Genomic DNA, 25,413 nt, shown 5'->3' on the forward strand with positions numbered 1-25,413 from the left:
CTCCTGCTAAGGACACTCACCATGGCACGCAGCCATCCGCTCAATATGTACCGTAACATCGGTATTATGGCGCATATCGACGCCGGTAAGACCACCACGACCGAGCGTATCCTCTACTACACCGGCAAGTCCTACAAGATCGGCGAAGTCCATGACGGCGCTGCTACCATGGACTGGATGGAGCAGGAGCAGGAACGCGGCATCACCATCACCTCGGCTGCGACCACCTGCTTCTGGACGTCCGAGGGCCAGGAATACCGCATCAACATCATCGACACCCCCGGGCACGTCGACTTCACCATCGAAGTCGAACGTTCGCTGCGCGTGCTCGACGGTGCGGTCGCCTGCTTCGACGGCGTCGCCGGCGTTGAGCCACAGTCGGAAACCGTGTGGCGCCAGGCCGACAAGTACGGCGTTCCGCGCATGTGCTTCATCAACAAGCTCGACCGCACCGGCGCGAACTTCAAGTACTGCGTGCAGTCGATCATCGACCGCCTCGGTGCGACGCCGGCCGTGCTCTACATTCCGATCGGTCTTGAATCGGATCTGAAGGGCCTGGTCGACCTGGTTCACAACCGTGCGATCGTCTGGAAGGACGAATCGCTCGGTGCCGAATTCTTCTACGAAGAAATTCCGGCTGACCTGGCTGACGAAGCTGCCGAGTACCGCACCAAGCTCATCGAACTCGCCGTCGAACAGGACGACGAGGCGATGGAAGCATACCTCGAAGGCAACGAGCCTGACGTCGCCACGCTCAAGAAGCTGATCCGCAAGGGTACGCTGGGCCATGCGTTCGTACCGGTCGTCTGCGGTTCGGCGTTCAAGAACAAGGGCGTTCAGCCCCTGCTCGACGCCGTCGTCGACTACTTGCCTTCGCCGCTCGACATCGAAGACGTCCAGGGCGTCAAGGTCGACAGCGACGAAGCCGACAGCCGTCCGCCCAAGGACGACGCTCCGTTTTCGGCGCTCGCCTTCAAGGTCATGAACGACCCGTTCGTCGGCTCGCTCACCTTCTGCCGCATCTATTCCGGCACGCTCTCGAAGGGTTCGTACCTGAACTCGGTGAAGGGCAAGAAGGAAAAGGTTGGCCGTATCCTCGAGATGCACGCCAATGACCGTAAGGATATCGACGAGGCCTACGCGGGCGACATCGTTGCGCTGGCCGGCATGAAGGAAACCACCACGGGCGACACGCTCTGCGCGGAAAAGGCGCCGATCGTTCTCGAACGCATGGAGTTCCCCGAGCCGGTCATCGAACTGTCGGTCGAACCCAAGACCAAGGCCGACCAGGAAAAGATGGGCGTCGCGCTCAATCGTCTCTCGGCTGAGGATCCCTCGTTCCGCGTGACCACCGACCACGAGTCGGGCCAGACGATCATCAAGGGCATGGGCGAACTTCACCTGGACATCATCGTCGACCGTATGCGTCGCGAGTTCAAGGTCGAAGCCAACGTCGGCGCTCCGCAGGTCGCCTACCGTGAATACCTCGCCAAGGCTGTCGATGTGGACTACACCCACAAGAAGCAGTCGGGTGGTACAGGTCAGTTCGGCCGCGTGAAGATCAAGGTCACGCCGGGCGAGCGCGGTGCCGGCATCACCTTCAAGGACGAGATCAAGGGCGGTAACATTCCGAAGGAATATATCCCCGCGATCGAAAAGGGCATGCGCGAAACCGCTGCCTCGGGTTCGCTGGTCGGCTTCCCGATCATCGACTTCGACATCGTCCTCTACGACGGTGCCTACCACGACGTCGACTCGTCGGCTCTGGCCTTCGAAATCGCCGGTCGCGGTGCTATGCGTGAAGTCGCCCAGAAGGCCGGCATCAAGCTGCTCGAACCGATCATGAAGGTCGAAGTCGTCACCCCCGAGGAATACCTCGGCGACGTCATCGGCGACATGAACAGCCGTCGTGGCCAGATCCAGGGCACCGACAGCCGCGGTAACGCTCAGGTTGTCGAGTCGATGGTTCCGCTCGCGAACATGTTCGGCTACGTGAACCAGCTCCGCTCGTTCACCCAGGGTCGTGCGAACTACTCGATGATCTTCTCCCACTACGACGAGGTCCCGGCGAACGTCGCGGCCGAGGTCAAGGAGAAGCTTGCCTAATCGGCAAGATCATTCTAGGGGCGGCGCCTGTTTCGGCGGGCGCTGCCTCACATCCCGCAGATTACAATTCAAGCAAAGAAGGTTTGAAAGATGGCGAAGGCAAAATTCGAGCGGAACAAGCCGCACTGCAACATCGGCACCATCGGTCACGTTGACCACGGCAAGACCACCCTCACGGCTGCCATCACCAAGGTGATGTCGGAAACGTTCGGCGGTGAAGCTGTTGACTTCGCGAACATCGACAAGGCTCCGGAAGAGCGCGAGCGTGGCATCACCATCTCGACCGCTCACGTTGAGTACGAAACCGAAGCTCGTCACTACGCGCACGTCGACTGCCCGGGTCACGCTGACTACGTGAAGAACATGATCACCGGTGCTGCCCAGATGGACGGCGCTATCCTGGTCGTGAACGCTGCTGACGGCCCGATGCCGCAGACCCGCGAGCACATCCTGCTTGCTCGCCAGGTCGGCGTGCCGCAGCTTGTCGTGTACATGAACAAGGTCGACCAGGTCGACGATCCCGAGCTGCTCGAGCTCGTCGAACTCGAAGTTCGCGAACTGCTCTCGTCGTACGACTTCGACGGCGACAACATCCCCGTCATCAAGGGTTCGGCTCTTGCCGCTCTTGAAGGCCGTGACGACGAAATCGGCAAGAGCTCGATCCTCGAGCTCATGAAGGCCGTTGACGACTTCATCCCGCAGCCGCCGCGCCCGACCGACAAGTCGTTCCTGATGCCCGTCGAAGACGTGTTCTCGATCTCGGGCCGTGGTACGGTTGTGACCGGCCGCGTCGAAACCGGCATCATCAAGGTTGGCGAAGAAGTCGAAGTCGTCGGTATCCGCGACACGCAGAAGACCACCGTCACCGGCGTCGAAATGTTCCGCAAGCTGCTCGACCAGGGTGAAGCTGGCGACAACATCGGTGCTCTGGTTCGTGGCCTGAAGCGCGACGACGTTGAGCGTGGCCAGGTTCTCGCCAAGCCGGGCACCGTGACCCCGCACACCGAGTTCTCGGCAGAAGTCTACGTTCTGTCGAAGGACGAAGGTGGCCGTCACACGCCGTTCTTCGCGAACTACCGTCCGCAGTTCTACTTCCGCACCACCGACGTGACCGGCGAAGTGATCCTCCCCGAGGGCACCGAGATGGTCATGCCTGGCGACAACGTTTCGCTGTCGGTTAAGCTGATCGCTCCGATCGCCATGGACGAAGGTCTCCGCTTCGCTATCCGCGAAGGCGGCCGCACCGTCGGTTCGGGCGTCGTTGCCACGATCACGAAGTAATTCGTCGATCTGCAGCTACGGCTAAAGTGATTGGCCCGGGCTTCCGAAAGGAGGCCCGGGCTTTTCGCGTTGAAGGGGCTCGGAGTCTTGATCGGCGCCGTTAGTGCGCCCGCAATTCGCCGTGCCCGACCTTCCACGCATCCGAGCCCTTGGGAGCTTCGGGAATGGACTTGAGGTCGATGTAGTAGACCGGTTCCGGTATGCGGCCGAACGGGATCGTGATGCAGGGGCCGAGACAGCCGGGCAGGTGCCCGACATCCGGCGGGTACGCCGCGCCTGTGCGCGTGCTTTCGTCTACGGACTTAGATGCCGGGACGCGCTGGTCCGTGCTGTCGCCGCCGTGGGAGCAGACGACGATCGTGCCGTCGTTGCCGCCATTGCTGGCGCGGGCGGCTTCGCGGCAGGCGTCGTCCACGGGGCTGCCTGCGGCATCCGGCATGGTGGCGTGGGCGGTAAGTACGTCGGTGTCGTCGAGGTGGGTGGGGGCATCCGATCCGTCGGGGGTGTTGGTGGGGCCGTCGGCTGCAACGGCGCTCGGTGCCAAGCATGCGAGAGTCAGCGCGGCAACCGCGCCGGAAATTGTCGTGGTGATGGAGGACATTGAAAGCGGCTTCTGTTAGGCGTCGCTCCATCACCGTAGGATGCGGATATGGGGCAGGGAAGGGGCGATGCGACGAACGGGGTAGGCAGCCTTCGAAAAACCTGCGGGGCTGCGTGAAATCAGGGGTTGCCCGACTCGCCTTCGCCGTGTAGGGGCGCGTTTCGAATTTGACGGGGCTCCGGCCCTTTGGCTCTTTCTCATCGGTAGTAGGTAATGGAAGCTCAGAACATCCGTATCCGCCTGAAGGCGTTTGACCATCGCGTGCTCGACCAGGCCACTGGCGAGATCGCCGACACGGCCCGCCGCACCGGCGCTCTGATTCGTGGGCCCATTCCGCTCCCGACCAAGATCGAGAAGTTCACGGTTAACCGTGGTCCGCACATCGACAAGAAGTCGCGTGAGCAGTTCGAGGTCCGCACTTACAAGCGTCTGCTTGACATCGTGCAGCCGAACGCAGCTACCGTCGACGCTCTGATGAAGCTCGACCTGGCTGCCGGCGTGAACGTCGAGATCAAGCTGGCCTAAGTCGGTTTGCGGGGCGACCTTCAGGGTTGCCCCGACAGTCTTTTGATCGGACTTAAAACGATCGGTGAAATTCGGATCATCGGATCCCGATTACCTTGTCGGCTATGAGGCCGGCTTTGCGAGCGAAAGCTTGCAGAGACAGCGCCCCCCAAGGGGGACACAAGGGATACCTCCGTCGTCTCCTTCGGGAAGCGTCGGGAATGCGTCCCCCGTCTCGTTTCCGCGGTCCATGTCGGGCTTGCAGGGAACACCTGACCCGGACGGGGTTCGTATCATGACAGGGTTGGACACGCGTACGAGGGATGGTCCTGCGTACGCCTCTGTAAGGAGAAAGGTCATGCGTACAGGCGTGATCGCCAAGAAAGTCGGGATGACCCGCCTGTTCCAGGAGGACGGTCGCCACGTGCCCGTCACTGTCCTGGCACTTGAAGACTGTCAGGTGGTTTCGGTTCGTACTGCTGATCGTGACGGCTACGTCGCGGTTCAGCTCGGTGCGGGCGAAGCAAAGCAGAAGAACGTTGCCAAGCCGCAGCGTGAGCACTTCGCAAAGGCTCAGGTTCCCCTCAAGATGCGCGTCGCGGAATTCCGCGTCGCCGACGACGCCCTCCTCGAAGTTGGCGCCACGATCGCAGCCTCGCACTTCGTGCCCGGCCAGCTGGTCGACGTAGGCGGCCACACCCAGGGTAAGGGCTTCCAGGGCGCCATGAAGCGCTGGGGCTTCGGCGGTATGCGCGCCAGCCACGGTGTTTCGATCTCGCACCGTGCGCACGGTTCGACGGGTAACCGTCAGGACCCGGGCAAGGTGTTCAAGAACAAGAAGATGGCCGGCCACATGGGCGACCGTCAGCGCACCCAGCAGAACCTCGAAGTCGTCCGCGTGGATGACGAGCGTGGCCTGATCTTCGTCAAGGGCTCGGTCCCGGGTTCGAAGAACGCTTGGCTCACCGTTTCGGACGCCGTCAAGGTCGACCGTCACGCCGAGGCTCCGTACCCCGCCGGCATCAAGTCGGTTGCCAACACCAATGATACGGCCGCTGCCGTGACCCCGGCTGAAGCCGCGGCGCCCGAAGCGACCGAAGGCCAGGAGGGCTAATCATGAAGGTTCAGGTCCTCAACCTCGACGGCACTGCCGGCAAGGGTGACATCGAGCTGTCGGACGACGTGTTCGGTCTCGAGCCCCGTGCCGACATCCTGCACCGCGTCGTCACCTGGCAGCTCGAAAACCGTCGCGGCATCGCCCGTGCGACCCGCGAGCGCTCGGACGTTGCTCGCACCGGCAAGAAGTTCGGTAACCAGAAGGGCGGCGGTTCCGCTCGTCACGGCGACCGCGCTGCGCCGGTGTTCATCGGCGGTGGTAAGGCTCACGGTGCCCGTCGCCGCGAGTTCAACATTTCGCTGAACAAGAAGATCCGTGCACTCGGTCTGAAGATGGCCCTTTCGGCCAAGGCTCAGAACGGTCTCGTGATCGTCGATTCGCTCGACGTTTCCGACGCCAAGACCAAGGCGCTCGCCGGTCAGCTCGCCAAGGCGAACTTCGGCAAGAAGGTTCTCGTCATGGATGGTGAGCAGGTCAACGAGGGCTTCGCCCTGGCTGCTCGCAACATCGTCGGCGTGAACGTGCTCCCGGCTGTCGGCGCGAACGTCTACGACATCCTGAAGCACGACACGCTGGTGCTGACGCGCGCCGCTGTCGAAAAGCTGGAGGCGCGTTTCAATGGCTAAGACCGTGGACATCCGTCACTACGACGTGATCCTCTCGCCGCACATCACCGAGAAGTCGACCCTGCTTTCCGAGCAGAACGCGGTCGTTTTCAAGGTTGCTGACAAGGCGACCAAGCCCGAGATCAAGGCTGCCGTCGAGGCACTGTTCGACGTCAAGGTCACCGGCGTGAATACGCTGAACGTCAAGGGCAAGACCAAGCGCTGGCGCGGTAAGGCTTACCGCCGCAGCGACGTGAAGAAGGCGATCGTCACGCTGGCCGAAGGCCAGTCGATTGACATCACCGAAGGCGTGCGGGGTTAATTCCGATGGCACTTAAGAGCTACAACCCGACCAGCCCCGCTCGTCGCGGCCTGGTTCTCGTCGACAAGTCGTCGCTCTGGAAGGGCAAGCCTGTCAAGGCGCTGACCGAAGGCAAGAGCAAGACCGGCGGTCGTAACAACAAGGGTCATGTCACCTCGCGTGGCATCGCCGGTGGTCACAAGCAGAAGTACCGCTTCATCGACTTCAAGCGTCGTAAGTGGGACATGGAAGCGACCGTGGAGCGTATCGAATACGATCCCAACCGCACCGCTTTCATCGCGCTCGTCAAGTACACCGACGGTGAACTGGCCTACATCATCGCGCCGCAGCGTCTCGCCGTCGGCGATGTCGTGATCGCCGGTGAAAAGACCGACGTGAAGCCGGGCAACGCCATGCTTCTGTCGCAGATGCCGGTCGGCACGATCTGCCACAACGTCGAAATGAAGCCCGGCAAGGGCGGTCAGATCGCGCGTTCGGCAGGTACCTATGTTCAGGTCGTCGGTCGTGACCGCGGCATGGTCATCGTTCGCCTCAACTCGGGTGAGCAGCGCTACCTGCGTGGCGACTGCATGGGCACCGTTGGCGCCGTGTCGAACCCCGACAACGCCAACCAGACCCTCGCCAAGGCTGGTCGCGGCCGTTGGCTGGGCCGTCGTCCGCTTACCCGCGGTGTTGCCAAGAACCCGGTCGACCACCCGCACGGTGGTGGTGAAGGCCGTACCTCGGGCGGCCGTCACCCGGTCACTCCGTGGGGCAAGCCGACCAAGGGCGCTCGCACTCGCAACAACAAGCAGACGGACAAGATGATCATCCGTTCGCGCCACGCCAAGAAGAAGAGGTAAGACACGATGGCACGTTCCGTCTGGAAAGGCCCCTTCGTCGACCTGTACCTTCTCAAGAAGGCCGAGGTCGCGCAGGATGCCGGCACCCGCGCTGGTCCGATCAAGACCTGGTCGCGTCGCTCCACCATCCTTCCGCAGTTCGTTGGTCTGACCTTCCAGGTCTACAACGGGCACAAGTTCATCCCCGTTGCCGTCAACGAGGACATGGTTGGCCACAAGCTCGGTGAATTCGCGCCCACGCGCACGTTCCCGGGTCACGCTGCCGACAAGAAGGGTAAGCGCAAGTGAGCAAGCAGGCAGCACCCCGCCGCGTAGGCGAAAAGGAAGCTCTGGCTGTCGGCACCACCATCCGTGGTTCGGCCCAGAAGCTCAACCTGGTCGCCGCGCTTATCCGTGGCCGCAAGGTCGAGGACGCGATGAACATCCTGGCTTTCTCCAAGAAGGCGATGGCCCAGGATGCTCGCAAGATCCTCGCTTCGGCGATCGCGAATGCGGAAAACAACCACAACCTCGACGTCGACGCTCTCGTCGTCGCCGAGGCGTCGGTTGGCAAGTCGATCACCATGAAGCGTTTCCACGCTCGTGGTCGCGGCAAGTCCACCCGTATCCTCAAGCCGTTTTCGCGCCTGCGGATCGTCGTTCGCGAAGTCGAGGAGGCCTGATCCATGGGTCATAAGAGCAATCCGATCGGTCTGCGTCTGCAGATCAACCGTACCTGGGACAGCCGCTGGTTCGCGGAAGGCCGGGACTACGGGAAGCTGCTTGAGGAAGACCTCAAGATCCGCAAGTTCATCGTCGCGAAGCTGCCCCAGGCCGCTATCTCGAAGGTGGTCATCGAGCGTCCGGCCAAGCTGTGCCGCATCTCGATCTACGCAGCCCGTCCCGGTGTGATCATCGGCAAGAAGGGTGCTGACATCGAGAAGCTCCGGAAGGAGCTGGCCACGATGACTGGCAGCGAAGTGAAGCTGAACATCGTCGAAATCCGCAAGCCGGAAATCGACGCCAAGCTCGTCGCTCAGGGCATTGCCGATCAGCTGATCCGTCGTGTGGCGTTCCGCCGTGCGATGAAGCGTGCGATGCAGTCCGCGATGCGTCTGGGCGCCGAAGGCGTCAAGATCATGTGCGGTGGCCGTCTCGGCGGCGCTGAAATCGCCCGCGTCGAACAGTACCGCGAAGGTCGCGTGCCGCTTCATACGCTGCGTGCGAACATCGACTATGCCGAAGCCGAAGCGCTGACCGCTTACGGTATCATCGGCATCAAGGTCTGGATCTTCAAGGGTGAGATCCTGGGCCACGACCCGACGGCGCAGGACCGCCTGATGCTGGAGGCTCAGACCTCCGGCGTTCGTCCCGCGCGTTGAGGCTTAGGATAGAGTAAGCACCATGCTGCAACCAAAGAAGACCAAGTTCCGCAAGGCCTTCAAAGGCCGGATCAAGGGCGACGCCAAGGGTGGCACCGACCTGAACTTCGGTTCGTACGGCCTCAAGGCCCTCGAGCCCGAGCGGATCACCGCCCGCCAGATCGAAGCGGCTCGCCGCGCGATCACGCGTCACATCAAGCGCCAGGGCCGTCTCTGGATCCGCGTTTTCCCCGACGTGCCGGTTTCGAAGAAGCCTGCTGAAGTCCGTCAGGGTAAGGGCAAGGGTTCGGTCGAATACTGGGCTGCCCGCGTCAAGCCGGGCCGCATCCTGTTCGAACTGGATGGCGTCGCTGGCCCCCTCGCAGCCGAGGCTTTCAGCCGCGCTGCGATGAAGCTGCCGATCAAGACCAAGGTCGTGGCTCGCCTCGGCGACACCTCGCACCTTGGCGGCGAGTAAGGAAGTCTAATCATGGCTAACAAGATCGAAGACCTTCGCGCCAAGACCGACGACCAGCTCACCGCTGATCTCGTCGACCTGAAGCGCGAACAGTTCAACCTGCGGTTCCAGGCCGCGACCAGCCAGCTTGAGGCGCCCGCGCGCATCAAGCAGGTGCGTCGCGACATCGCCCGCATCAAGACGCTCCAGGCTGAGCGCGCAGCGAAGGCCTGAGGAGAAACACGATGCCCAAGCGTATTCTGATCGGGACCGTCGTTTCCGACAAGACCGACAAGACCGTGACCGTGCTGGTCGAGCGCAAGGTGAAGCACCCCCTCTACGGGAAGATCATCCGTCGCTCGAAGAAGTACCACGCTCACGACGAAGACAACGCCTTCAAGACCGGCGAACGCGTCCGGATCGAGGAGACGAAGCCCTACTCGAAGACCAAGACCTGGAAGGTTCTTGACCGTCTTCAGGCGAGCAAGGGCACGGCGCTGGAAGCCGAGGTCTAAGAGTTTCGGGGGTGCCTTTGCGGCGCCCCCGTCTCGCTTTCCGGAGCAAGCCACGGAACACGCGGCGTAATCCCGGAGGGCCTTGAAAGCCTCGGCCTCAGGGTCGTACACAAGTGTTGACCTTGACGGAGGAATGCGGCAAAGGGCCGCACTTCGCCGGTGAGGGCGACTCGGGCCCCACGTGGGCCTGTCTTTTTAGGAACTGCCGGACTTGTTCCGGCAAGCCAGTTGAGAAGGACTCGGATCGATGATCCAGATGCAATCCAATCTCGACGTCGCGGACAACAGCGGCGCAAAGCGCGTCCAGTGCATCAAGGTGCTGGGTGGCTCGAAGCGTCGTTTCGCAGGCGTTGGCGACATCATCGTGGTGTCGATTAAGGAGGCGCAGCCCCGCGCTCGCGTCAAGAAGGGCGACGTTCACCGTGCTGTGATCGTGCGTACCAAGAAGGACGTGCGCCGCGCTGACGGCAGCGTGATCCGCTTCGACGGCAATGCCGCCGTGCTGATCAACAAGAACGAGGAGCCGATCGGCACCCGTATCTTTGGCCCAGTCGTGCGCGAGCTTCGCGGCCGTGGCTTCATGAAGATCATCTCGCTTGCTCCGGAGGTGCTGTAATGGCTGCCGCGAAGATCAAGAAGGGTGACTCCGTCGTCGTCCTGTCCGGCAAGGACAAGGGCCGCACCGGCACCGTGCTTCAGGTTCTCCCGAAGGACGCCAAGGTCGTCGTCGAGGGCGTGAACGTCGCCACCAAGCACCGCAAGCCGACCCAGCAGAACCCGCAGGGCGGCATCGAGCGCACTCCGGCTCCGATGGCGATCAGCAAGGTCGCAGTCGCGGACAAGGACGGCAAGCCGACCCGCGTTCGCTTCGAAGTCAAGGACGGCAAGAAGGTCCGTGTGGCCGTGAAGTCCGGGGAGACCATCGATGGCTGATTACACTCCGCGCATGCGCACCCGCTACGACGACGCGATCGTCAAGGCGATGACCGAGAAGTTCGGTTACAAGAACGCGATGGAAGTGCCCAAGATCGAAAAGATCACGCTCAACATGGGTGTGGGCGAGGCGAGCCAGGACAAGAAGAAGGTCCAGACCGCCGCTGTCGAAATGGAAGCCATCGCTGGTCAGAAGCCGGTGATCACCAAGGCCCGCAAGTCGATCGCACAGTTCAAGCTGCGCGAAGGCATGCCGATCGGCTGCAAGGTGACCCTGCGTCGCGAGCGTATGTACGAATTTCTCGACCGTCTCATCACGATCGCGATGCCCCGCATCCGCGACTTCCGTGGCCTGAACCCCAAGTCGTTCGACGGCCGCGGCAACTACGCGATGGGTCTCAAGGAGCAGATCATCTTCCCGGAGATCAGCTACGACAAGATCGAGAAGGTGCGTGGTATGGACATCATCGTCACCACCACCGCGAAGACCGACGAAGAAGCACGCGAACTGCTGCGTCTTTTCGGTTTCCCGTTCCCGGCCGAAGCGGCTTCGGAACAGAAGGAAGCGGCGTGAGCCGCTGATAGAGAGAGCTTAAGTCCATGGCGAAACTGAGTTCCGTGAACAAGAACGAGCGTCGCAAGAAGCTCGTCAAGAAGTATGCAGGCAAGTACGAGCGCCTCAAGGCGGTCGCTGCTGATGAATCGCTCGATGAAACCGAGCGTCTCATTGCTCGCCTGAAGCTGGCCGAGATCCCGCGCAACGGCAACCCGACCCGGGTTCGCAATCGCTGCGCCACGACCGGCCGTCCGCGCGGTTATTACCGCAAGTTCGGCCTCTGCCGCGTCGAGCTGCGTGATCTTGCCAACAAGGGCATGATCCCCGGCGTGACCAAGTCGAGCTGGTAAGGGTTAGAAGCAATGGCATTGACCGATCCCCTGGGTGATATGCTCACCCGCATCCGCAACGGCCAGCAGGCGAAGAAGGACTCCGTCCTTTCTCCCGCCAGCAAGCTGCGTGCGCGCGTGCTCGAAGTTCTGCAGCGTGAAGGTTACATCCGTGGTTTCAGCGATGACGCCACCGGTGCCCACCCGCAGCTGCGCATCGAGCTGAAGTATTTCGAGGGCGAAGCCGCTATCAAGCACATCGCCCGCGTCTCCAAGCCTGGCCGCCGCGTCTACTCGGGTTCGAAGGAACTCCCGGTTGTGCGCAACGGTCTCGGCATCACCATCGTCTCGACGCCCCGCGGCGTGCTTTCGGATGCCGAAGCGCGCGCTGCCAACGTCGGCGGCGAAGTGCTGGCGGAGGTGTTCTAATGAGCCGCATCGGCAAAAAGCCGGTTGTGATCCCTGGCGGGGTCTCGGCCGCCATCGACAACGGCGTGCTCAGCGTCAAGGGCCCCAAGGGCACCCTGACCCTGGGGCTGTCGGACCTCGTGACCTACTCGGTCGAAGAAGGTTCGATTGCCGTTCAGCCTGCCAATCAGTCCAAGGCTGCCCGCAGCCACTGGGGCATGCAGCGTACCCTCGTCTCGAACCTCGTTGAAGGCGTTACCAACGGCTTCTCCAAGGTCCTTGAGATCAAGGGCGTCGGCTACCGTGCCGCTGCTCAGGGCAAGAACCTGAAGCTGCAGCTCGGCTACTCGCACGACGTTGACATCGCTGTGCCGGAAGGCATCGAGGTCAAGACTCCGGATAACACCACGGTCGAGATCTCTGGTATTGACAAGCAGAAGGTCGGCCAGCTTGCGGCCGAAATTCGCCGCTGGCGCAAGCCTGAGCCCTACAAGGGCAAGGGTATCAAGTACCGTGGCGAGTTCATCTTCCGCAAGGAAGGGAAGAAGAAGTAATGGCCAAGCTTTCCCTTTTCGCGCGTCGCGCTCGTCGCGTCCGCACGGCCTTGAAGGCCCGTTCGGGCGGCCGTCCTCGCCTGTCGGTGCACCGCACCGGCCGTCACATCTACGCGCAGATCATCGACGATGCGCAGGGCCGTACGCTGGCCGCCGCCAATACCCTCGGCGGCAAGGGCACCGACAAGGATGCCGCTACCCGCGTTGGCAAGGAACTCGCTGAGGCCGCCAAGAAGGCGGGTGTTACCTCGGTTGTGTTCGACCGTGGCGGTTTCCTCTTCCATGGCCGCGTCAAGGCGCTGGCCGAAGCCGCCCGTGAAGGCGGGCTGGAGTTCTGATCATGGCTGACGCAAACACCGAAATCCAGACCGACGTCCCGGCCGAAGGCGGCCAGGAAGTCCGCGAAGGTCGTGGTCGTGGTCGCGGCCGTGGCGAACGCGGCGAGCGTGGCGGCCGTGGCCGTCGTGACGACCGCCGTGGCGGCCGTGGCAACAACGAGGAAGAACAGGGCGAGGAGCTCATCGAGAAGCTCGTCCACATCAACCGCGTTTCGAAGACCGTGAAGGGCGGCAAGCGCTTCGGTTTCGCAGCGCTCGTCGTCGTTGGCGACGGCAAGGGCCGCGTTGGCTTCGGCCACGCCAAGGCTCGCGAAGTGCCTGAAGCGATCACGAAGGCCACTGCTTCGGCAAAGAAGAAGATGGTCCGCGTGCCGCTCAAGGACGGTCGCACCCTGCACCATGACGGCAAGGGCCACTTCGGCGCCGGCAAGGTGAACGTGCGTACGGCTCCCGCCGGTACCGGCATCATCGCCGGTGGTCCGATGCGCGCCGTGTTCGAGAGCCTCGGCGTCCATGACGTCGTGACCAAGTCGGTCGGCACCTCGAATCCGTACAACATGATCCGCGCCACCTTCGATGCGCTGACCAACCAGACTTCGCCGAAGTCGGTTGCGCAGCGTCGTGGCAAGAAGGTCGCTGACCTCCTGGGTCGTGGCGGCGCCAGCGAGGCAGAGGCGGAAGCCGCTGCCGAAGCCATCGCGGAGTAATCAGTCATGGCGAAGATCAAGATCAAGCAGATCGGTTCGCCGATCCGTCGTCCCGAGAACCAGAAGAAGATCCTGATCGGTCTGGGCCTCGGTAAGATGCATAAGATCGTCGAGCTGGAAGACACTGCGGAGGTCCGCGGTGCGATTGCCAAGCTTCCGCACATGGTTGCGGTGGTCGACTGATCGACTGGCCTTATGGCTGTTATGAAAGGGCTCCGGCGGAAACGCCGGGGCCTTTTTCTTTGCCGGGCTGAGGCGTTTCCTGGCGAAGGGCATTGGGCTTGTTAACCAAGAGCGGTTATTCGTGCGCCTGAAAGGGGCTGCTTTGGACGGGGCTTTGTTATCGAACTGCGTTTGTGCGGTAAGCGGTGCTGCGACTTGTGATGCCTCGCAGGATCTCGACCGTGCGCCGTTTTTTGGCCGAAAGTGTCGGGGCTGGACTAAGCTGGCATCGGCATGTCTGTTCTTGGTTGTGGCCGGGTTGCTTCGGGCAAGCACTTACGGCGATCCGAATGTTCACATCGACGAGGCCTTTTACCAGGCGGTGGGCATTGCCATGCACCATGGTGCCATCCCTTATGTCGATGTGTGGGATCGTAAGCCGTGGGGCCTATTCTTCGTCTATTATCTGATAACCGGCCTGTCAGATGCGCCTCTTGCCTACCAGGCGGCGGCAACGGTTTTCGCGGCGGGGACGGCTCTGATCATTTCGCGCATCGCGGCCCGCTGGCATGGGGAGAAGGCCGGGATCTTTTGCGGTCTTGGCTATCTACTCTGGCTGGAACAGGCACAGGGCTTCTTTGGGCAGGCGCCGATCTGGTACAACTTGTTCGTGGCCAGCGCTGCTCTGCTGATTTTGCAATGCGCGGCTAGCCTGGGCGAGGGCAAGGTTGACTGGCGGAGCTACGCGGCGATGGTGATGGGCGGTTGTGCGATCACGATCAAGCAGACCAGCCTTTTCGAATGTATCTGGCTTGGTCTTTATGCAGCGCACGTGCTGTGGCGTGGGCCGCAGGGGGGGCTGTGCAAAACGGTCATCATTGCGGGGTGGATGTTGGTTGGTGCGTTGCCTACGCTCGCCGTTGCTGCTGGGTACGGCTTGGCCGGTAATGGAACGATCTGGCTACAAGCGATGATCGGCGCGAACTTGCACAAGCCTATCGACACAGCGTCCTCGATGATCCGAGCGTTGATCATGTTTGTGATGCTGGCGCCGTTCATTATGTTGTATGTGCTGAGCTTGCCGACGATGGCTCGGGATGAGCGCAGATTTCTGGCAGGTTGGTTGCTGGCAGCGCTCATGGGGCTAGTTTCGGTTCCGAACTTTTACCTCCATTACGCGCTGCCGATTCTCGTGCCGTTGTCGGTAGCTGCAGCAGGATTTTTCGCCGGGCGATGGACAGGGGCACTGGCATTGGGGGTGCTGGTGGCGCTGGCAATGCGCGACACGCAGGCGTTGGATTTCGAACATGCCCAGCGTTCCCGTGCGGCTCTCGACGCGCTGGCGACTGCCGTCAATAATCACGCCGATGGATCGCCGTTGTTCGTCTATGATGGGCCTGTGCAGCTTTACGCACTTACGGGCCATCGTTTTGTGACGCCGCTCGTGTTCACGCCGCATCTTGCCCAGGCGATCGAGCGAGACGTTAGTCATCTATCGACGCTGGGAGAAGTGCGCCGGGTGTTGGCGGAACGGCCAGGGGCGGTGGTGCTGGCCAGTAAGCCCTGGCAAGGCCCGGTGAACTGGGAGACGTTGGTTCCGGTGCGCGATTATGCCTTGCGCAATTGCCGTTTGGTCGCGCGGGTAATGACCCCCTCATGGCTTCATGAAGAAACGATCGATGTCTGGGGCGACTGCAATCGGGGGAATTGAACATAAACCGGACGAAAAGGTGTGGTTTGGCGTAAGTCATGCTCCACTCTTGCTGGAGAGTTGTGCTAAGCGCGCCGGTCTCCGGCAACGGAAACCCGTCGACACCAATGCATTCCCTGGGGGACACCTTGCTTCGCAGGACCATCGCGGCCTCTTCGCTGATTATTGTCACACTCGCCGTATCGGCTTGCAGCGGAGGCGGATCGAGCGAGGAGGAGACTTATGTCGAAGAAAGCCCTGCAGCGGAGCCGCCTTGCGCTGATCCGTTGGCGGATCCAGTTACGCTGGAACGCTATCGTAGTGCGGACCGGGCCTTGAAGGCGGCGCTTGCGGCCGGGCGCGCCGACCCCATCGAGGAGGCGCAGAAGGCGGTTGCCCTTGGTGATTTCAGACTGGTTGCAGCGGTCACGGTCGAAGGGATCGACACGCGTGAGTTTGGTGCGCTGTGTGCTCTGCGCGGCGGTCTAAATCCGCGCATGGCACGGGTGGTGACATATTATGGTGAGGACGGCGAACCTTCGCCGGTTCCGAGCCTCGAACCGGGTGACCAGCCTTCGGATATCGCCAGCGGCACGCCGGACAGAGCCCATGGCGACGGGCTCGTGGCCTTCGCGCGCGCGTTCAATGCAGCCCTGATTAGTGATCCTGCCTATCCCTATCGAGACGTATGCCGCGTGCTGGAACCGCAGGACGCGGATGCGGTGGGCAAGGACCTAGGTTCTGCGCATGGCGCGATGGTCCGTGCCGTCAGTGAGGTCCCTAAACGTGATTACGGCTTTCCCGATCTTGGCCCGTTCTCAATCGGAGCGACACTCGCCGACGCTGCCCGGCGCGGTAACGTCGCCGCGATGCGACGCATGCTCGACGACGAAGCCCGCAGCCACAAGAAGGAGGGCTCTTCTACGAAGCCGGGTGCCGAAGTGGCGCAAAGTTCTGCTATTCTTGATGCGCCGGACCTGTTCGGAATGACGCCGCTTGCGTGGGCAATGGCCTACCGTCGGGGCGATGCGGTGCGTTTCCTGCTGGCTCGTCATGCCAGCCCGTCGGGCGCCCAGTGTCAGGCTCTCGTTGATCGCGATTCTCCGATGCAAATCGCCCGTTCGATGGGGTGGCTGGGCATGGTGCGGCGGATGAAGCCGATGGTTTCGCCTGAGGACTATGCTGCATTGGCCGAAGGGCCGAAGCTAGCCGATGGAAGCAAGGGCAGCTTCAACAGCGAACTGGCGAAGCTCGGTGATCGCTATGGCACCATTTTTAACAAGGATGAAATGACGCGCCACTCGCTCAGCTTCAAGGTGGATGCGATGGGCAAGATGGCGTCCTGCGAGTTCACGCCGAAGAGCGTGTCTCCGGAATTCGATGCCGAGATCTGCAAGCTGGGCCGCACGGTGCTCGAATGGCTGCCTGGACGCGATTCGGAAGGGCGTCCGCAAGGCGGAGAAGGCAAGGTGATGATTCGCCTGCGGGGAGCGTGAAGTGCCTTTTGGTCGGCACAAAGCCGATTTTCGGGCTTCGCCGCGCCCATTAAGGGGTGACAAGCTTCAACCTTTCCCCTAAGGGGCCGCCTTCCTTAAAGCGCGATTTAAAGCGAAAGCGAGTGCAGACTATGAAACTGAATGACATCCGTGACAACGCCGGCGCCCGTCACCGCCGCATCCGCGTGGGCCGTGGTATCGGTTCGGGCAAGGGCAAGACTGCCGGCCGCGGTCAGAAGGGTGCGAAGGCCCGCTCGGGCGTTTCGATCAACGGCTTCGAAGGCGGCCAGATGCCGCTCCACATGCGCCTTCCGAAGCGCGGCTTCAGCAACAAGAAGTTCGCCAAGGACTACGCAGAAGTCAACCTGGGCATGATCCAGAAGGCAATCGAAGCCGGCAAGCTGGACATCGCCAACACTGTTGACCACGCCGCACTCAAGGCTGCCGGTCTGGCCCGTGGCGGCAAGGACGGCGTGCGCCTCCTCGCCAAGGGTGAACTGACCGACAAGGTCACCTTCAACGTTGCTGGTGCCTCGAAGGGCGCCATCGCAGCTGTCGAGAAGGTCGGCGGTTCGGTGATCGTTCCTGCCAAGGAAGCCGTCGAGGCCTGAGGCCCAGCGGTATCGCATCCGCGATAGCTCATAGGGAGAGGGCGGGCGCCGGGCGCTTCGCCCTCTCTTCGTTCCGGGCAATCGGATATCTGATTCCATGGGGCAACGACAGGACGGGTCTTTCAGGCCTAGGACGAATGTCTATATGAGCGGACCAGAACCGGGGTTCGACAAGCCTGCGCGCAGTCGCTAAGGCAAGTGCGAACCGATTATTCGAGGCATTACCAATCGTCATGGCTTCTCGCGCCGACAACGTTGCCAGCTCGCTGAACCTGGCCAATTTCTCGAAGGCCACCGAACTGAAGAACCGTATCTGGTTCACGATCGGTGCGCTTATCGTCTTCCGCTTCCTGAGCTTCGTGCCGCTCCCGGGTGTCAACCCGGTGATTCTCGCCAAGCTCTACGACAAGACCCAGGGTGGCATTCTCGACCTGTTCAACACCTTCTCGGGGGGCTCGCTTTCGCGCATGAGCCTGATCGCGCTCGGCGTGATGCCTTACATCACCGCCTCGATCGTGGTGCAGTTGGCCGCGGCCCTGCACCCGGCGCTGATGGCGCTGAAGAAGGAAGGTGAGGCCGGCCGCAAAAAGCTCAACCAGTACACCCGCTACGGCGCGGTGCTGCTTTGCGCGATCCAGGGCTGGTTCCTGGCCGTGAGCCTCGAAGCCTACGGTGCGTCGAGCGGTCTGCCCGCCGTGGTCGATCCGGGCCTCGTGTTCCGTGTCGGCGCGGTCATCTCGCTGGTCGGCGGCACTATGTTCCTGCTGTGGCTGGGAGAGCAGATCACCGCGCGCGGCATCGGCAACGGCGTTTCGTTGATCATCATGGCTGGTATCGTCGCGCAGATGCCGACCTTCGCCAGCAACCTTGGCCAGGCCTACAGCGCCGGTGACACGGGTTCGATCCTGATCATCGCGCTGATCGTGCTGCTGGTCGGCATGATTCTGGGCATCTGCTTCTTCGAACGCGCCCAGCGCCGCCTGCTGATCCAGTATCCCAAGCGCGCGACGCAGCGCGGCATGATGCAGGCCGACCGCAGCCACCTGCCGCTCAAGCTGAACACGGCCGGCGTTATCCCGCCGATCTTCGCCAGCTCGCTGCTGCTGTTGCCGCTCACGATCACGCAGTTCGCCGGCAAGTCGCTCAACCCTGACTCGTTCGGCGGCAAGCTTGTTGTCACGCTCAACCAGTACCTCGGTCACGGCAAGCCGCTCTATATGGCGCTTTATGCTGCTGGGATTATCTTCTTCTCGTTCTTCTACACTGCGGTGGTCTTCAATCCTGAAGAGACTGCTGAGAACCTGAAGAAGAATGGCGGTTTCATCCCCGGCATCCGTCCGGGCAAGAACACTGCCAACTATCTGGATTACGTGCTCACGCGCGTGACCGTGATCGGCGCGCTGTACCTGACCGTGGTTTGCACCGTTCCCGAGTACTTCCTCTCGATGACCGGTCTGCCGCTGCTGTTCATGGGCGGCACCAGCCTGCTGATCGTCGTCAATGTGACGGTCGACACCATCACCCAGATCCAGTCGCACCTGCTGGCGCACCAGTATGGCGACTTGATCAAGAAGGCCAAGCTGAAGGGACGTCTGCGCTGAACGCAGCGCAGGCCAGGGATAATTGAGGGGTAAGGCGTTGAATATCATCCTGTTGGGCCCGCCGGGTGCGGGCAAGGGCACCCAGGCGCAGCGTCTGGTTGAAAAGCACGGCATGCGCCAGCTTTCGACCGGCGACATGCTGCGCGCCGCCGTCAAGGCGGGGACGCCCACCGGACTGGAAGCGAAGGCGGTCATGGATCGCGGCGAACTGGTTTCGGACGCGATCGTCTCGGCGCTGATCGGTGACGAACTCGATGCGATGGGTGCCGGTGTAGGCGCGATCTTCGACGGTTATCCGCGCACCGCGGCGCAGGCCGAATCGCTCGACGAAATCCTGTCGGCACGCGGTCGCAAGCTTGACCATGTGGTGGAACTCGAAGTGGACGAAGACGCGCTGGTTGAGCGCATCACCGGTCGCTTCACTTGCGCCACGTGCGGTAAGGGCTACCACGACAAGTTCGAGCAGCCCAAGGTTCCGGGCGTGTGCGACAAGTGCGGTGGCACCGAGTTCAAGCGCCGTCCGGATGACAATGCTGAGACCGTGCGTACGCGCATGGCCGAGTACCGGGCCAAGACCGCACCGATCCTGCCGATCTATGAAGAGCGCGGGATCGTCTCCAAGGTCGACGGAATGGCCGAAATGGATGATGTGACTGCCGCCATCGAGGCGGTGCTCAAATCCTGATGCATCAAAGGGCTCGCGGAATACCGCGGGCCCTTTTCGCATCGGGGATGGGGCGCTAGGCTCGCGGTGCTGCCGGGCCTGTCGTGCCCGGTTCTGGGTATTTCGACGGGGCAAACGATGTTGAAGTCTGCAAGGTTCGCAGCGCTGGCGCTGGCTGCATGGGGCGTGGCGTCCGCCGGCGCAGCGGAGGCGAAAGTGCAGGAGGTAAGCGAACGCGGCATCGTGTTGCGCTACGTGGCGCACGTGCCGGTCGGACCGGAAGAGACGTGGGCGGTGCTGGTGAAGCCGTCGCAGTGGTGGGATTCGGAGCATACTTATTCGGGCGATGCGGCCAATCTTACGCTCGATGTCCGGCCTGGCGGTTGTTTCTGCGAAGTGCTTCCGGCTGCCGCTGGAGCCAAGGGAGGTGCGCGTGGCGGCGTGGAGCACATGCGCGCGATCTACGTCGACAAGGGCAGGGCGCTTCGGCTTTCCGGCGCGCTCGGGCCGCTTCAGGCCGACGCGGCGGTGGCGACGCTGACCTTCCAGTTCAAGCCGGACGAGACCGGTACGCAGGTCCTCGTTGAGTACGTGGTCGGTGGGTATTTCCGCGGCGACCCGGCAAAGCTGGCGCCGATGTTCGACGGTGTGCTGGGCGGGCAGGTGGATCGTCTGGTAGAGAAACTGGGGGGCTCATTCGCGGCGGCATTTCGGCCGGAAACGATGGGCGAGGGTATTCCTGAATCGGCTGCCGAGCCGGCCGGATCGCCGGCGCCTAAGGCGGACGGCAAGACGCGGATCATCGGCCGTTGACAGGGAAAATGCCGCACCATTGCACGCAGGTGATTGCGCGCGCGGCGCTTTCTTTGACTGCGCCGGGGGAATGCGGTATAATCCGTCTATTATGGGTGCTGCGCGAGCCGCCGAAGAGCGGCTGCGCATCCGTCGGCCAGTGCGCGCGCTTCGCCGCGCTGATAAGGTCGCACACCGGGCTATGCAGCCCGAGCGCTGGAGCCGAGCTTCGCGGGCGTTGACACGCCTTGTGAATCGGTCTAAGCGCGCCGTTCACTTGACACTTGCGGCAAGTCCGGATGGTACAGGCAACCATGTTGCTGTGCTCCGGGCTTTTTGCCATTTCAGCAGTTTCAGGTGTTTGAGCGTTGAGATGGGAAAGCTCGAAAGGGCATTCCTGTGGAGCATGGAGAATTAAGTGGCTCGTATTGCAGGGGTAAATCTCCCCACCAACAAGCGCGTTATCATCGCGCTGACCTATATCCATGGCATCGGTCGTACCAAGGCCCTGGAAATCGCTGACAAGCTGGGCATCGATCACAGCCGTCGCATCCAGGACCTGTCGGACGCCGAAGTCCTGCAGATTCGCGAAACCATCGACGCTGAACACACCGTCGAAGGTGACCTTCGTCGCGAAACCGCGATGAACATCAAGCGTCTGATGGACCTCGCCTGCTACCGTGGCCTGCGTCACCGCAAGGGTCTTCCGGTCCGCGGCCAGCGCACGCACACCAATGCGCGCACCCGTAAGGGCAAGGCCAAGCCGATCGCCGGCAAGAAGAAGTAAGTCGCCTTTCGGCTTCTTTCCCGCAGCGACTAATCTACAGGATATACGGACATGGCACGCGAACCCCAGCGCATTAAGCGCCGCGAACGCAAGAACATCACCAGCGGCATCGCTCACGTGAATGCTAGCTTCAACAACACCATGGTGACCATCACCGACGCCCAGGGCAACGCGATTTCGTGGTCCTCGGCCGGCATGATGGGCTTCAAGGGCAGCCGCAAGTCGACTCCCTACGCCGCGCAGGTCGCCGCTGACGACGCCGGCAAGAAGGCCGCCGAACACGGCGTGCGCACCCTCGAAGTCGAAGTCAAGGGCCCGGGTTCGGGCCGTGAGAGCGCTCTGCGCGCCCTCCAGGCTGTCGGCTTCACCATTACCTCGATCCGCGACGTGACGCCGATCCCGCACAACGGTGTTCGTCCGTCGAAGCGCCGTCGCGTCTGATCGAGCTAATACGGACGGCGAACCGGTCGCCGTTCGACTTCGGAACGTCCCGGGCCTTTCCACCAGGCTTCGGGGCGTAACCGCCATCACTCCCAGGGGAAGTCCATGACTGTCAACATCAAGAACTGGCAGGAACTCAAGAAGCCGAACAGCCTTGAGATCAAGCCGGGACCCGACCCCAAGCTGAAGGCGACCTTCATCGCCGAACCGCTGGAGCGTGGCTTCGGCCTGACGCTCGGCAACGCGCTGCGCCGCGTGCTGCTCTCCTCGCTTCAGGGAGCCGCGATCACCTCGATCAAGATCGAGAACGTCCTTCACGAGTTCTCGTCGCTGGCCGGCGTTCGCGAAGACGTCACGGACATCGTCCTCAACGTCAAGCAGATCGCGCTCAAGATGCAGGGTGAAGGCCCGAAGCGTCTCCAGCTCTCGGCCACTGGCCCGGGCGAGGTGAAGGCCGGCGACATCGCCGTGTCGGGCGACATCGAGGTCATGAACAAGGACCTCGTGATCTGCCATCTCGACGATGGTGCGGTCCTGAACATGGAACTCACCGCCGACACCGGCAAGGGCTATGTCCCTGCCGTGTCGAACCGTCCTGTTGACGCGCCGATCGGTCTTATCCCTGTCGACTCGCTTTACTCGCCGGTCCGTCAGGTCAGCTACAAGGTCGACAATGCCCGTATCGGTCAGGAACTCGACTACGACAAGCTGAGCCTCACTGTCGAAACCGATGGCACTGTCACCCCGGAAGACGCCGTTGCCTATGCCGCGCGCATCCTTCAGGACCAGCTGGCGCTGTTCGTCCACTTCGAGGACATCGCCCCGGTTGGCGCCTCGCCGATGATCGGTATGGCTGCTGGCGGCGCTGCTGCTTCGGAAGAGAGCGACACCAACCAGCTCAACCGCTACCTTCTCAAGAAGGTGGACGAGCTGGAACTGTCGGTCCGTTCGGCCAACTGCCTCAAGAACGACAACATCATCTACATCGGCGATCTGGTCCAGAAGACCGAAGCCGAGATGCTGCGCACGCCTAACTTCGGCCGCAAGTCGCTCAACGAGATCAAGGAAGTCCTTTCGTCGATGGGCCTGCGCCTCGGCATGGACATCCCGGGTTGGCCGCCTGAGAATATCGAAGAGATGGCCAAGAAGCTGGAGCAGGAACTGCTCGGCTGATCCGCGTCTTCGATGCTGAATTGAAGAGGGCCTCGCAGGAAACTGCGGGGCCTTTCTCTATGGCCCTTGGCTGCACGAGATGTGCGCTTAATCTGCATTAAAAGATCACTTTAGGGTGAGGGACGCCCCGTCTACCAAGAGGTGATGCACGATCGTTCCAACTGCAACGCCTCTTTCAGCCTGCGCGCCCGGCTAGCGAGTTTAGGTTACGCCTGGCGTGGGCTCTACCTGATGGGCGCACGGGAGCATAATGCGTGGGTGCATTTGGCCGCGTCGATAGCTGTCGTGGGCGGCGGACTGGTCTTGAATGTTTCGGCACGAGATTGGTGCGCGCTGCTGCTCGCCATGGCGCTAGTGTGGCTCGCAGAGGCATTCAACACGGCGATCGAGGCGCTGTGCGATCGGGTCGAGCCAAGGTTTGATGAGGCGATCAGAAGCATCAAGGACATCGCGGCAGGTGGGGTTCTGATCGCTGCGGTCGCGGCGGCGGCGATCGGATTTATGACGCTCGGGCCACCGTTTCTCGTCTTATTGACGTAAGGGAATGAATCGCAATACTTGACTCTCAGGCAGTTTTCGTATTGAGGGCCCGTTCACACGTACCGGCTTTGGGCGGTGGCCGTACCACATCGCCAGGCAGGCAGTACCTTGAACGGCTGTCTGACAAACGGAGAAAAATACATGCGTCATAAGTATGGTCAGCGCAAGCTGCAGCGTACCTCGGGGCACCGCGCGGCGCTGCTGCGCAACATGGCTGCTGCGCTCATCAAGCACGAACAGATCCAGACCACCACGCCCAAGGCGAAGGAACTTCGTCCCTATCTCGAAAAGCTGATCACGTTGGCGAAGCATGGTGGCCTTTCGAACCGTCGTTTGGCGCATGCTCGCCTGATGGACGAGGTGCAGGAAAAGAAGCTCTTTGAAGTGCTGGCAGAGCGTTATGCTGGCCGTGCTGGCGGCTATACCCGTATCATCAAGGCTGGCATTCGCGCGTCGGACGCCGCTCCGATTGCGATCATCGAACTCGTCGACCGTGATGTTTCGGAAAAGGGCAAGGACTCTGGTCCGGTTCTGACCGAAGAAAACGAATACGCTGAGGCCTGATCGGGTAGCGTGCACTCCGTGCCCTTTTTAAGGGCAAGGTCGGGGTAGAATTGAAAAGGGGCGGTTGCGGGTGACGAACTCGGAACCGCCTTTTTTTTGTTTGGGGACCAGGCGGTTAACCGGAGCATGACGAGATGCAGGTTGCTCTGAGCGCGGCGGCGAGAAGCTACGCTCGAGGCGGTACGACATTGATGCCAGAGCACGATAGCATCTCCTCCAATTGCAATGAAACGGATTCATGGGCATCGGTTCGAACGTCTGTGTGGTGATGATTTTGAGGGGCTGGGAAGGTGGCCCGACTTGAGCAGGCGGGATCATCCGATGGCTCGACATGGACGAAAATTGGGGCGCGAAGACAAAAATCGATTCAGTCTAGACGGATCATGCTCTATCGGCCCCCTCTGGCCCATTGTGGGCAGGCAGACCTAGTGACCAGTGAATAGCGGCGCCGCGCAGAGTAAAGCCTGCGGCGGCAGCCAGCGCCCAGCTAAGGCTCGCCGATAGCCCCAGAGTGATGCCAGCCGCAGCTAGCGCGGCGGCCAGTGCGGCCGCAGTCACATAAAGTTCTGGCCGCATTAGGATGGAGGGGCGACCGGCCAAAACGTCGCGGATAATCCCTCCTACACAGCCGGTCACAACACCCATGAGAATAGCGGGCGCAACCGGGACGCCCCAAGCGAGGGCCTTGATCGTGCCGAACACCGCGTACACGGAGAGGCCCGATGCGTCGGCCCATTCCAGTAGACGGCCCTGCCACCACCTGACTGGCGTGAACCACGCGAGCAGCGCAACGGCGAGGCACGTCGGTGCAACGTATTGGTCGCGGATCCAGAACACCGGTGCGCCAATGAGCAGGTCGCGCAAGGTGCCTCCGCCGACACCAGTCATCAGCGCGAAAAAGGCAGCGGTGACAAATGTTTGACGCATTTGTACGGCTGAAAGCGCGCCGGACAGTGCGAAGACAGCAATGCCGAATAAGTCGATTGCCGGTGGAAGTACAGGGTTAAGGAGCGGGTCCATAGTCAACATGTCTGTAGCATAGGTCCGTAGGGCCTGCTTCGGAAAGAGGGCATCGCGCTCCAGCGGCAATCAAGAGCATATCCGCTATCTGATGATCTAGCGTAAGCTGATGTCCGAAGTCTTGGGTGTCCTGGGGACGATGAACGGAATGCGAATTCCCATTGCCTGACGACTGAACTGAGGTGGTCCCGCTTTTCTGGACAGGGTGCTAAGCTAATCCGGACCTGATGGATTGGTACGGGAATGAAGACGACGAGAAAGCGGTATTCTGCAGACTTCAAGGCCAAGGTGGCGCTGGAAGCGATCCGGGGTGATCTGACGCTGGCGGAGCTAGCAGCCAAGCATGGCGTGCAGCAC

At 61.8% G+C, this 25,413-nt stretch carries 36 protein-coding genes; 34 read left to right on the forward strand and 2 right to left on the reverse strand.

The genetic code is table 11. From position 1 onward, the window contains the following. Window positions 1–21 precede the first annotated feature (21 nt). Both fusA and tuf read left to right on the forward strand, forming a co-directional pair. Window positions 22–2,106: an elongation factor G gene (gene fusA, locus OKA11_RS09530; protein ID WP_142635123.1), complete on the forward strand. Its 2,085-nt coding sequence runs from the start codon at window positions 22–24 to the stop codon at window positions 2,104–2,106. A 90-nt stretch (window positions 2,107–2,196) separates the two neighbouring features. After that, complete coding sequence (tuf, locus tag OKA11_RS09535) at window positions 2,197–3,387, forward strand: elongation factor Tu (RefSeq protein ID WP_267219971.1); 1,191 nt, start codon at window positions 2,197–2,199, stop codon at window positions 3,385–3,387. Between the two features lie 100 nt (window positions 3,388–3,487). Here the strand turns inward: tuf and OKA11_RS09540 are convergent, their stop codons facing one another. After that, window positions 3,488–3,988 (reverse strand): hypothetical protein, encoded by a 501-nt coding sequence (locus OKA11_RS09540; RefSeq protein ID WP_267219972.1) that lies wholly within the window; start codon window positions 3,986–3,988, stop codon window positions 3,488–3,490. Between the two features lie 213 nt (window positions 3,989–4,201). Here OKA11_RS09540 and rpsJ point away from each other — a divergent pair, with 213 nt between their 5' ends. The 31 genes from rpsJ (at window position 4,202) to rplQ (ending at window position 24,036) form a co-directional block, all read left to right on the forward strand. Further along, entirely contained in the window at window positions 4,202–4,513 is a 312-nt protein-coding gene (rpsJ, locus tag OKA11_RS09545) for a 30S ribosomal protein S10 (protein WP_007011873.1), read from the forward strand. Between the two features lie 337 nt (window positions 4,514–4,850). Then, complete coding sequence (gene rplC / locus OKA11_RS09550; RefSeq protein WP_267219973.1) at window positions 4,851–5,606, forward strand: 50S ribosomal protein L3; 756 nt, start codon at window positions 4,851–4,853, stop codon at window positions 5,604–5,606. Between the two features lie 2 nt (window positions 5,607–5,608). Then, window positions 5,609–6,235, forward strand: a complete 627-nt coding sequence (gene rplD, locus OKA11_RS09555) for a 50S ribosomal protein L4 (protein ID WP_142635115.1) — start codon at window positions 5,609–5,611, stop codon at window positions 6,233–6,235. After that, window positions 6,228–6,536 (forward strand): 50S ribosomal protein L23, encoded by a 309-nt coding sequence (locus OKA11_RS09560; protein WP_142635113.1) that lies wholly within the window; start codon window positions 6,228–6,230, stop codon window positions 6,534–6,536. The genes rplD and OKA11_RS09560 overlap by 8 nt, the downstream gene beginning before the upstream one ends. A gap of 5 nt (window positions 6,537–6,541) precedes the next feature. Further along, on the forward strand, window positions 6,542–7,378 hold the full coding sequence (gene rplB, locus OKA11_RS09565; protein WP_267219974.1) for a 50S ribosomal protein L2: 837 nt from the start codon (window positions 6,542–6,544) through the stop codon (window positions 7,376–7,378). Between the two features lie 6 nt (window positions 7,379–7,384). Further along, entirely contained in the window at window positions 7,385–7,666 is a 282-nt protein-coding gene (rpsS, locus tag OKA11_RS09570; protein ID WP_142635109.1) for a 30S ribosomal protein S19, read from the forward strand. Further along, window positions 7,663–8,040, forward strand: a complete 378-nt coding sequence (gene rplV / locus OKA11_RS09575; protein WP_132386855.1) for a 50S ribosomal protein L22 — start codon at window positions 7,663–7,665, stop codon at window positions 8,038–8,040. Before rpsS ends, rplV begins: the two co-directional genes overlap by 4 nt. A 3-nt stretch (window positions 8,041–8,043) precedes the next feature. Next, entirely contained in the window at window positions 8,044–8,739 is a 696-nt protein-coding gene (rpsC, locus tag OKA11_RS09580) for a 30S ribosomal protein S3 (protein ID WP_142635107.1), read from the forward strand. A gap of 22 nt (window positions 8,740–8,761) precedes the next feature. Further along, the gene (gene rplP, locus OKA11_RS09585) at window positions 8,762–9,196 is read left to right on the forward strand and encodes a 50S ribosomal protein L16 (protein WP_021233439.1); all 435 of its coding nucleotides are present in this window, start codon (window positions 8,762–8,764) and stop codon (window positions 9,194–9,196) included. A 12-nt stretch (window positions 9,197–9,208) separates the two neighbouring features. Beyond that, window positions 9,209–9,409, forward strand: a complete 201-nt coding sequence (rpmC, locus tag OKA11_RS09590; RefSeq protein ID WP_142635105.1) for a 50S ribosomal protein L29 — start codon at window positions 9,209–9,211, stop codon at window positions 9,407–9,409. Window positions 9,410–9,420: 11 nt separating this feature from the next. Then, a complete protein-coding gene (gene rpsQ, locus OKA11_RS09595) occupies window positions 9,421–9,690 on the forward strand; it encodes a 30S ribosomal protein S17 (RefSeq protein ID WP_054440320.1) in 270 nt (89 codons plus the stop codon). A 247-nt stretch (window positions 9,691–9,937) separates the two neighbouring features. Beyond that, window positions 9,938–10,306, forward strand: coding sequence for a 50S ribosomal protein L14 (gene rplN / locus OKA11_RS09600; protein WP_142635103.1), 369 nt, complete (start codon window positions 9,938–9,940; stop codon window positions 10,304–10,306). Continuing rightward, entirely contained in the window at window positions 10,306–10,623 is a 318-nt protein-coding gene (gene rplX / locus OKA11_RS09605; RefSeq protein WP_142635101.1) for a 50S ribosomal protein L24, read from the forward strand. Before rplN ends, rplX begins: the two co-directional genes overlap by 1 nt. Next, entirely contained in the window at window positions 10,616–11,197 is a 582-nt protein-coding gene (gene rplE, locus OKA11_RS09610) for a 50S ribosomal protein L5 (protein WP_142635097.1), read from the forward strand. Before rplX ends, rplE begins: the two co-directional genes overlap by 8 nt. A 26-nt stretch (window positions 11,198–11,223) precedes the next feature. Continuing rightward, the gene (gene rpsN, locus OKA11_RS09615) at window positions 11,224–11,529 is read left to right on the forward strand and encodes a 30S ribosomal protein S14 (RefSeq protein WP_086490047.1); all 306 of its coding nucleotides are present in this window, start codon (window positions 11,224–11,226) and stop codon (window positions 11,527–11,529) included. Between the two features lie 12 nt (window positions 11,530–11,541). After that, complete coding sequence (rpsH, locus tag OKA11_RS09620; RefSeq protein ID WP_267219975.1) at window positions 11,542–11,937, forward strand: 30S ribosomal protein S8; 396 nt, start codon at window positions 11,542–11,544, stop codon at window positions 11,935–11,937. Beyond that, window positions 11,937–12,470 (forward strand): 50S ribosomal protein L6, encoded by a 534-nt coding sequence (gene rplF / locus OKA11_RS09625; protein ID WP_267219976.1) that lies wholly within the window; start codon window positions 11,937–11,939, stop codon window positions 12,468–12,470. Before rpsH ends, rplF begins: the two co-directional genes overlap by 1 nt. Beyond that, a complete protein-coding gene (gene rplR / locus OKA11_RS09630) occupies window positions 12,470–12,808 on the forward strand; it encodes a 50S ribosomal protein L18 (RefSeq protein WP_207078134.1) in 339 nt (112 codons plus the stop codon). The genes rplF and rplR overlap by 1 nt, the downstream gene beginning before the upstream one ends. 2 nt (window positions 12,809–12,810) lie before the next feature. Continuing rightward, complete coding sequence (gene rpsE / locus OKA11_RS09635; RefSeq protein WP_142635091.1) at window positions 12,811–13,515, forward strand: 30S ribosomal protein S5; 705 nt, start codon at window positions 12,811–12,813, stop codon at window positions 13,513–13,515. Between the two features lie 6 nt (window positions 13,516–13,521). Next, entirely contained in the window at window positions 13,522–13,698 is a 177-nt protein-coding gene (gene rpmD / locus OKA11_RS09640) for a 50S ribosomal protein L30 (RefSeq protein ID WP_142635089.1), read from the forward strand. Between the two features lie 121 nt (window positions 13,699–13,819). Then, entirely contained in the window at window positions 13,820–15,388 is a 1,569-nt protein-coding gene (locus OKA11_RS09645; protein ID WP_267219977.1) for a hypothetical protein, read from the forward strand. A 128-nt stretch (window positions 15,389–15,516) separates the two neighbouring features. Then, entirely contained in the window at window positions 15,517–16,863 is a 1,347-nt protein-coding gene (locus OKA11_RS09650) for an ion transporter (RefSeq protein WP_267219978.1), read from the forward strand. 131 nt (window positions 16,864–16,994) lie between these two features. Next, complete coding sequence (gene rplO / locus OKA11_RS09655) at window positions 16,995–17,474, forward strand: 50S ribosomal protein L15 (RefSeq protein ID WP_267219979.1); 480 nt, start codon at window positions 16,995–16,997, stop codon at window positions 17,472–17,474. Window positions 17,475–17,707: 233 nt separating this feature from the next. After that, window positions 17,708–19,075, forward strand: a complete 1,368-nt coding sequence (gene secY, locus OKA11_RS09660) for a preprotein translocase subunit SecY (protein ID WP_267219980.1) — start codon at window positions 17,708–17,710, stop codon at window positions 19,073–19,075. 37 nt (window positions 19,076–19,112) lie between these two features. Next, window positions 19,113–19,760: an adenylate kinase gene (locus tag OKA11_RS09665; protein ID WP_267219981.1), complete on the forward strand. Its 648-nt coding sequence runs from the start codon at window positions 19,113–19,115 to the stop codon at window positions 19,758–19,760. Window positions 19,761–19,877: 117 nt separating this feature from the next. Then, a complete protein-coding gene (locus OKA11_RS09670) occupies window positions 19,878–20,552 on the forward strand; it encodes an SRPBCC family protein (RefSeq protein WP_267219982.1) in 675 nt (224 codons plus the stop codon). Window positions 20,553–20,949: 397 nt separating this feature from the next. Further along, on the forward strand, window positions 20,950–21,318 hold the full coding sequence (gene rpsM, locus OKA11_RS09675) for a 30S ribosomal protein S13 (protein WP_142635077.1): 369 nt from the start codon (window positions 20,950–20,952) through the stop codon (window positions 21,316–21,318). Window positions 21,319–21,369: 51 nt separating this feature from the next. Beyond that, window positions 21,370–21,759 carry a 30S ribosomal protein S11 gene (rpsK, locus tag OKA11_RS09680; protein WP_007011846.1) on the forward strand — a complete coding sequence of 130 codons (390 nt, stop codon included), beginning with the start codon at window positions 21,370–21,372 and terminating at the stop codon, window positions 21,757–21,759. Between the two features lie 105 nt (window positions 21,760–21,864). Further along, entirely contained in the window at window positions 21,865–22,932 is a 1,068-nt protein-coding gene (locus tag OKA11_RS09685) for a DNA-directed RNA polymerase subunit alpha (RefSeq protein WP_267219983.1), read from the forward strand. Window positions 22,933–23,076: 144 nt separating this feature from the next. Then, complete coding sequence (locus OKA11_RS09690; RefSeq protein ID WP_267219984.1) at window positions 23,077–23,472, forward strand: diacylglycerol kinase family protein; 396 nt, start codon at window positions 23,077–23,079, stop codon at window positions 23,470–23,472. Window positions 23,473–23,613: 141 nt separating this feature from the next. Continuing rightward, window positions 23,614–24,036, forward strand: coding sequence for a 50S ribosomal protein L17 (gene rplQ / locus OKA11_RS09695; RefSeq protein WP_267220006.1), 423 nt, complete (start codon window positions 23,614–23,616; stop codon window positions 24,034–24,036). 381 nt (window positions 24,037–24,417) lie between these two features. Here rplQ and OKA11_RS09700 read toward each other — a convergent pair whose 3' ends face one another. Continuing rightward, window positions 24,418–25,056 (reverse strand): trimeric intracellular cation channel family protein, encoded by a 639-nt coding sequence (locus OKA11_RS09700; protein ID WP_267220007.1) that lies wholly within the window; start codon window positions 25,054–25,056, stop codon window positions 24,418–24,420. A gap of 243 nt (window positions 25,057–25,299) precedes the next feature. On the opposite strand from OKA11_RS09700, the gene OKA11_RS09705 reads away from it, so the two are divergent. Further along, window positions 25,300–25,413, forward strand: a 114-nt coding sequence (locus OKA11_RS09705) for a transposase (RefSeq protein ID WP_267220008.1), incomplete at its 3' end; no start/stop codon positions are given.

Origin of the sequence: Novosphingobium clariflavum (genome assembly GCF_026420865.1) — a bacterium.
Lineage (GTDB): Bacteria > Pseudomonadota > Alphaproteobacteria > Sphingomonadales > Sphingomonadaceae > Novosphingobium > Novosphingobium clariflavum.

What these genes read in the sequence shown, in the direction of transcription:
- rplO (WP_267219979.1), top strand. Translation starts at nt 16,995, where the DNA reads ATGAAACTGAATGACATCCGTGACAACGCCGGCGCCCGTCACCGCCGC.
- OKA11_RS09560 (WP_142635113.1), top strand. Translation starts at nt 6,228, where the DNA reads ATGGCTAAGACCGTGGACATCCGTCACTACGACGTGATCCTCTCGCCG.
- tuf (WP_267219971.1), top strand. Translation starts at nt 2,197, where the DNA reads ATGGCGAAGGCAAAATTCGAGCGGAACAAGCCGCACTGCAACATCGGC.
- secY (WP_267219980.1), top strand. Translation starts at nt 17,708, where the DNA reads ATGGCTTCTCGCGCCGACAACGTTGCCAGCTCGCTGAACCTGGCCAAT.
- rpsC (WP_142635107.1), top strand. Translation starts at nt 8,044, where the DNA reads ATGGGTCATAAGAGCAATCCGATCGGTCTGCGTCTGCAGATCAACCGT.
- rplN (WP_142635103.1), top strand. Translation starts at nt 9,938, where the DNA reads ATGATCCAGATGCAATCCAATCTCGACGTCGCGGACAACAGCGGCGCA.
- OKA11_RS09670 (WP_267219982.1), top strand. Translation starts at nt 19,878, where the DNA reads ATGTTGAAGTCTGCAAGGTTCGCAGCGCTGGCGCTGGCTGCATGGGGC.
- rplQ (WP_267220006.1), top strand. Translation starts at nt 23,614, where the DNA reads ATGCGTCATAAGTATGGTCAGCGCAAGCTGCAGCGTACCTCGGGGCAC.
- fusA (WP_142635123.1), top strand. Translation starts at nt 22, where the DNA reads ATGGCACGCAGCCATCCGCTCAATATGTACCGTAACATCGGTATTATG.
- rplX (WP_142635101.1), top strand. Translation starts at nt 10,306, where the DNA reads ATGGCTGCCGCGAAGATCAAGAAGGGTGACTCCGTCGTCGTCCTGTCC.
- rplF (WP_267219976.1), top strand. Translation starts at nt 11,937, where the DNA reads ATGAGCCGCATCGGCAAAAAGCCGGTTGTGATCCCTGGCGGGGTCTCG.
- OKA11_RS09700 (WP_267220007.1), bottom strand. Translation starts at nt 25,056, where the DNA reads ATGGACCCGCTCCTTAACCCTGTACTTCCACCGGCAATCGACTTATTC.
- rplR (WP_207078134.1), top strand. Translation starts at nt 12,470, where the DNA reads ATGGCCAAGCTTTCCCTTTTCGCGCGTCGCGCTCGTCGCGTCCGCACG.
- OKA11_RS09685 (WP_267219983.1), top strand. Translation starts at nt 21,865, where the DNA reads ATGACTGTCAACATCAAGAACTGGCAGGAACTCAAGAAGCCGAACAGC.
- rplD (WP_142635115.1), top strand. Translation starts at nt 5,609, where the DNA reads ATGAAGGTTCAGGTCCTCAACCTCGACGGCACTGCCGGCAAGGGTGAC.
- rpmD (WP_142635089.1), top strand. Translation starts at nt 13,522, where the DNA reads ATGGCGAAGATCAAGATCAAGCAGATCGGTTCGCCGATCCGTCGTCCC.
- OKA11_RS09540 (WP_267219972.1), bottom strand. Translation starts at nt 3,988, where the DNA reads ATGTCCTCCATCACCACGACAATTTCCGGCGCGGTTGCCGCGCTGACT.
- rpmC (WP_142635105.1), top strand. Translation starts at nt 9,209, where the DNA reads ATGGCTAACAAGATCGAAGACCTTCGCGCCAAGACCGACGACCAGCTC.
- rplB (WP_267219974.1), top strand. Translation starts at nt 6,542, where the DNA reads ATGGCACTTAAGAGCTACAACCCGACCAGCCCCGCTCGTCGCGGCCTG.
- rplC (WP_267219973.1), top strand. Translation starts at nt 4,851, where the DNA reads ATGCGTACAGGCGTGATCGCCAAGAAAGTCGGGATGACCCGCCTGTTC.
- rpsJ (WP_007011873.1), top strand. Translation starts at nt 4,202, where the DNA reads ATGGAAGCTCAGAACATCCGTATCCGCCTGAAGGCGTTTGACCATCGC.
- rpsQ (WP_054440320.1), top strand. Translation starts at nt 9,421, where the DNA reads ATGCCCAAGCGTATTCTGATCGGGACCGTCGTTTCCGACAAGACCGAC.
- OKA11_RS09690 (WP_267219984.1), top strand. Translation starts at nt 23,077, where the DNA reads ATGCACGATCGTTCCAACTGCAACGCCTCTTTCAGCCTGCGCGCCCGG.
- rplP (WP_021233439.1), top strand. Translation starts at nt 8,762, where the DNA reads ATGCTGCAACCAAAGAAGACCAAGTTCCGCAAGGCCTTCAAAGGCCGG.
- rpsK (WP_007011846.1), top strand. Translation starts at nt 21,370, where the DNA reads ATGGCACGCGAACCCCAGCGCATTAAGCGCCGCGAACGCAAGAACATC.
- rpsE (WP_142635091.1), top strand. Translation starts at nt 12,811, where the DNA reads ATGGCTGACGCAAACACCGAAATCCAGACCGACGTCCCGGCCGAAGGC.
- rplE (WP_142635097.1), top strand. Translation starts at nt 10,616, where the DNA reads ATGGCTGATTACACTCCGCGCATGCGCACCCGCTACGACGACGCGATC.
- rpsS (WP_142635109.1), top strand. Translation starts at nt 7,385, where the DNA reads ATGGCACGTTCCGTCTGGAAAGGCCCCTTCGTCGACCTGTACCTTCTC.
- rpsN (WP_086490047.1), top strand. Translation starts at nt 11,224, where the DNA reads ATGGCGAAACTGAGTTCCGTGAACAAGAACGAGCGTCGCAAGAAGCTC.
- rpsH (WP_267219975.1), top strand. Translation starts at nt 11,542, where the DNA reads ATGGCATTGACCGATCCCCTGGGTGATATGCTCACCCGCATCCGCAAC.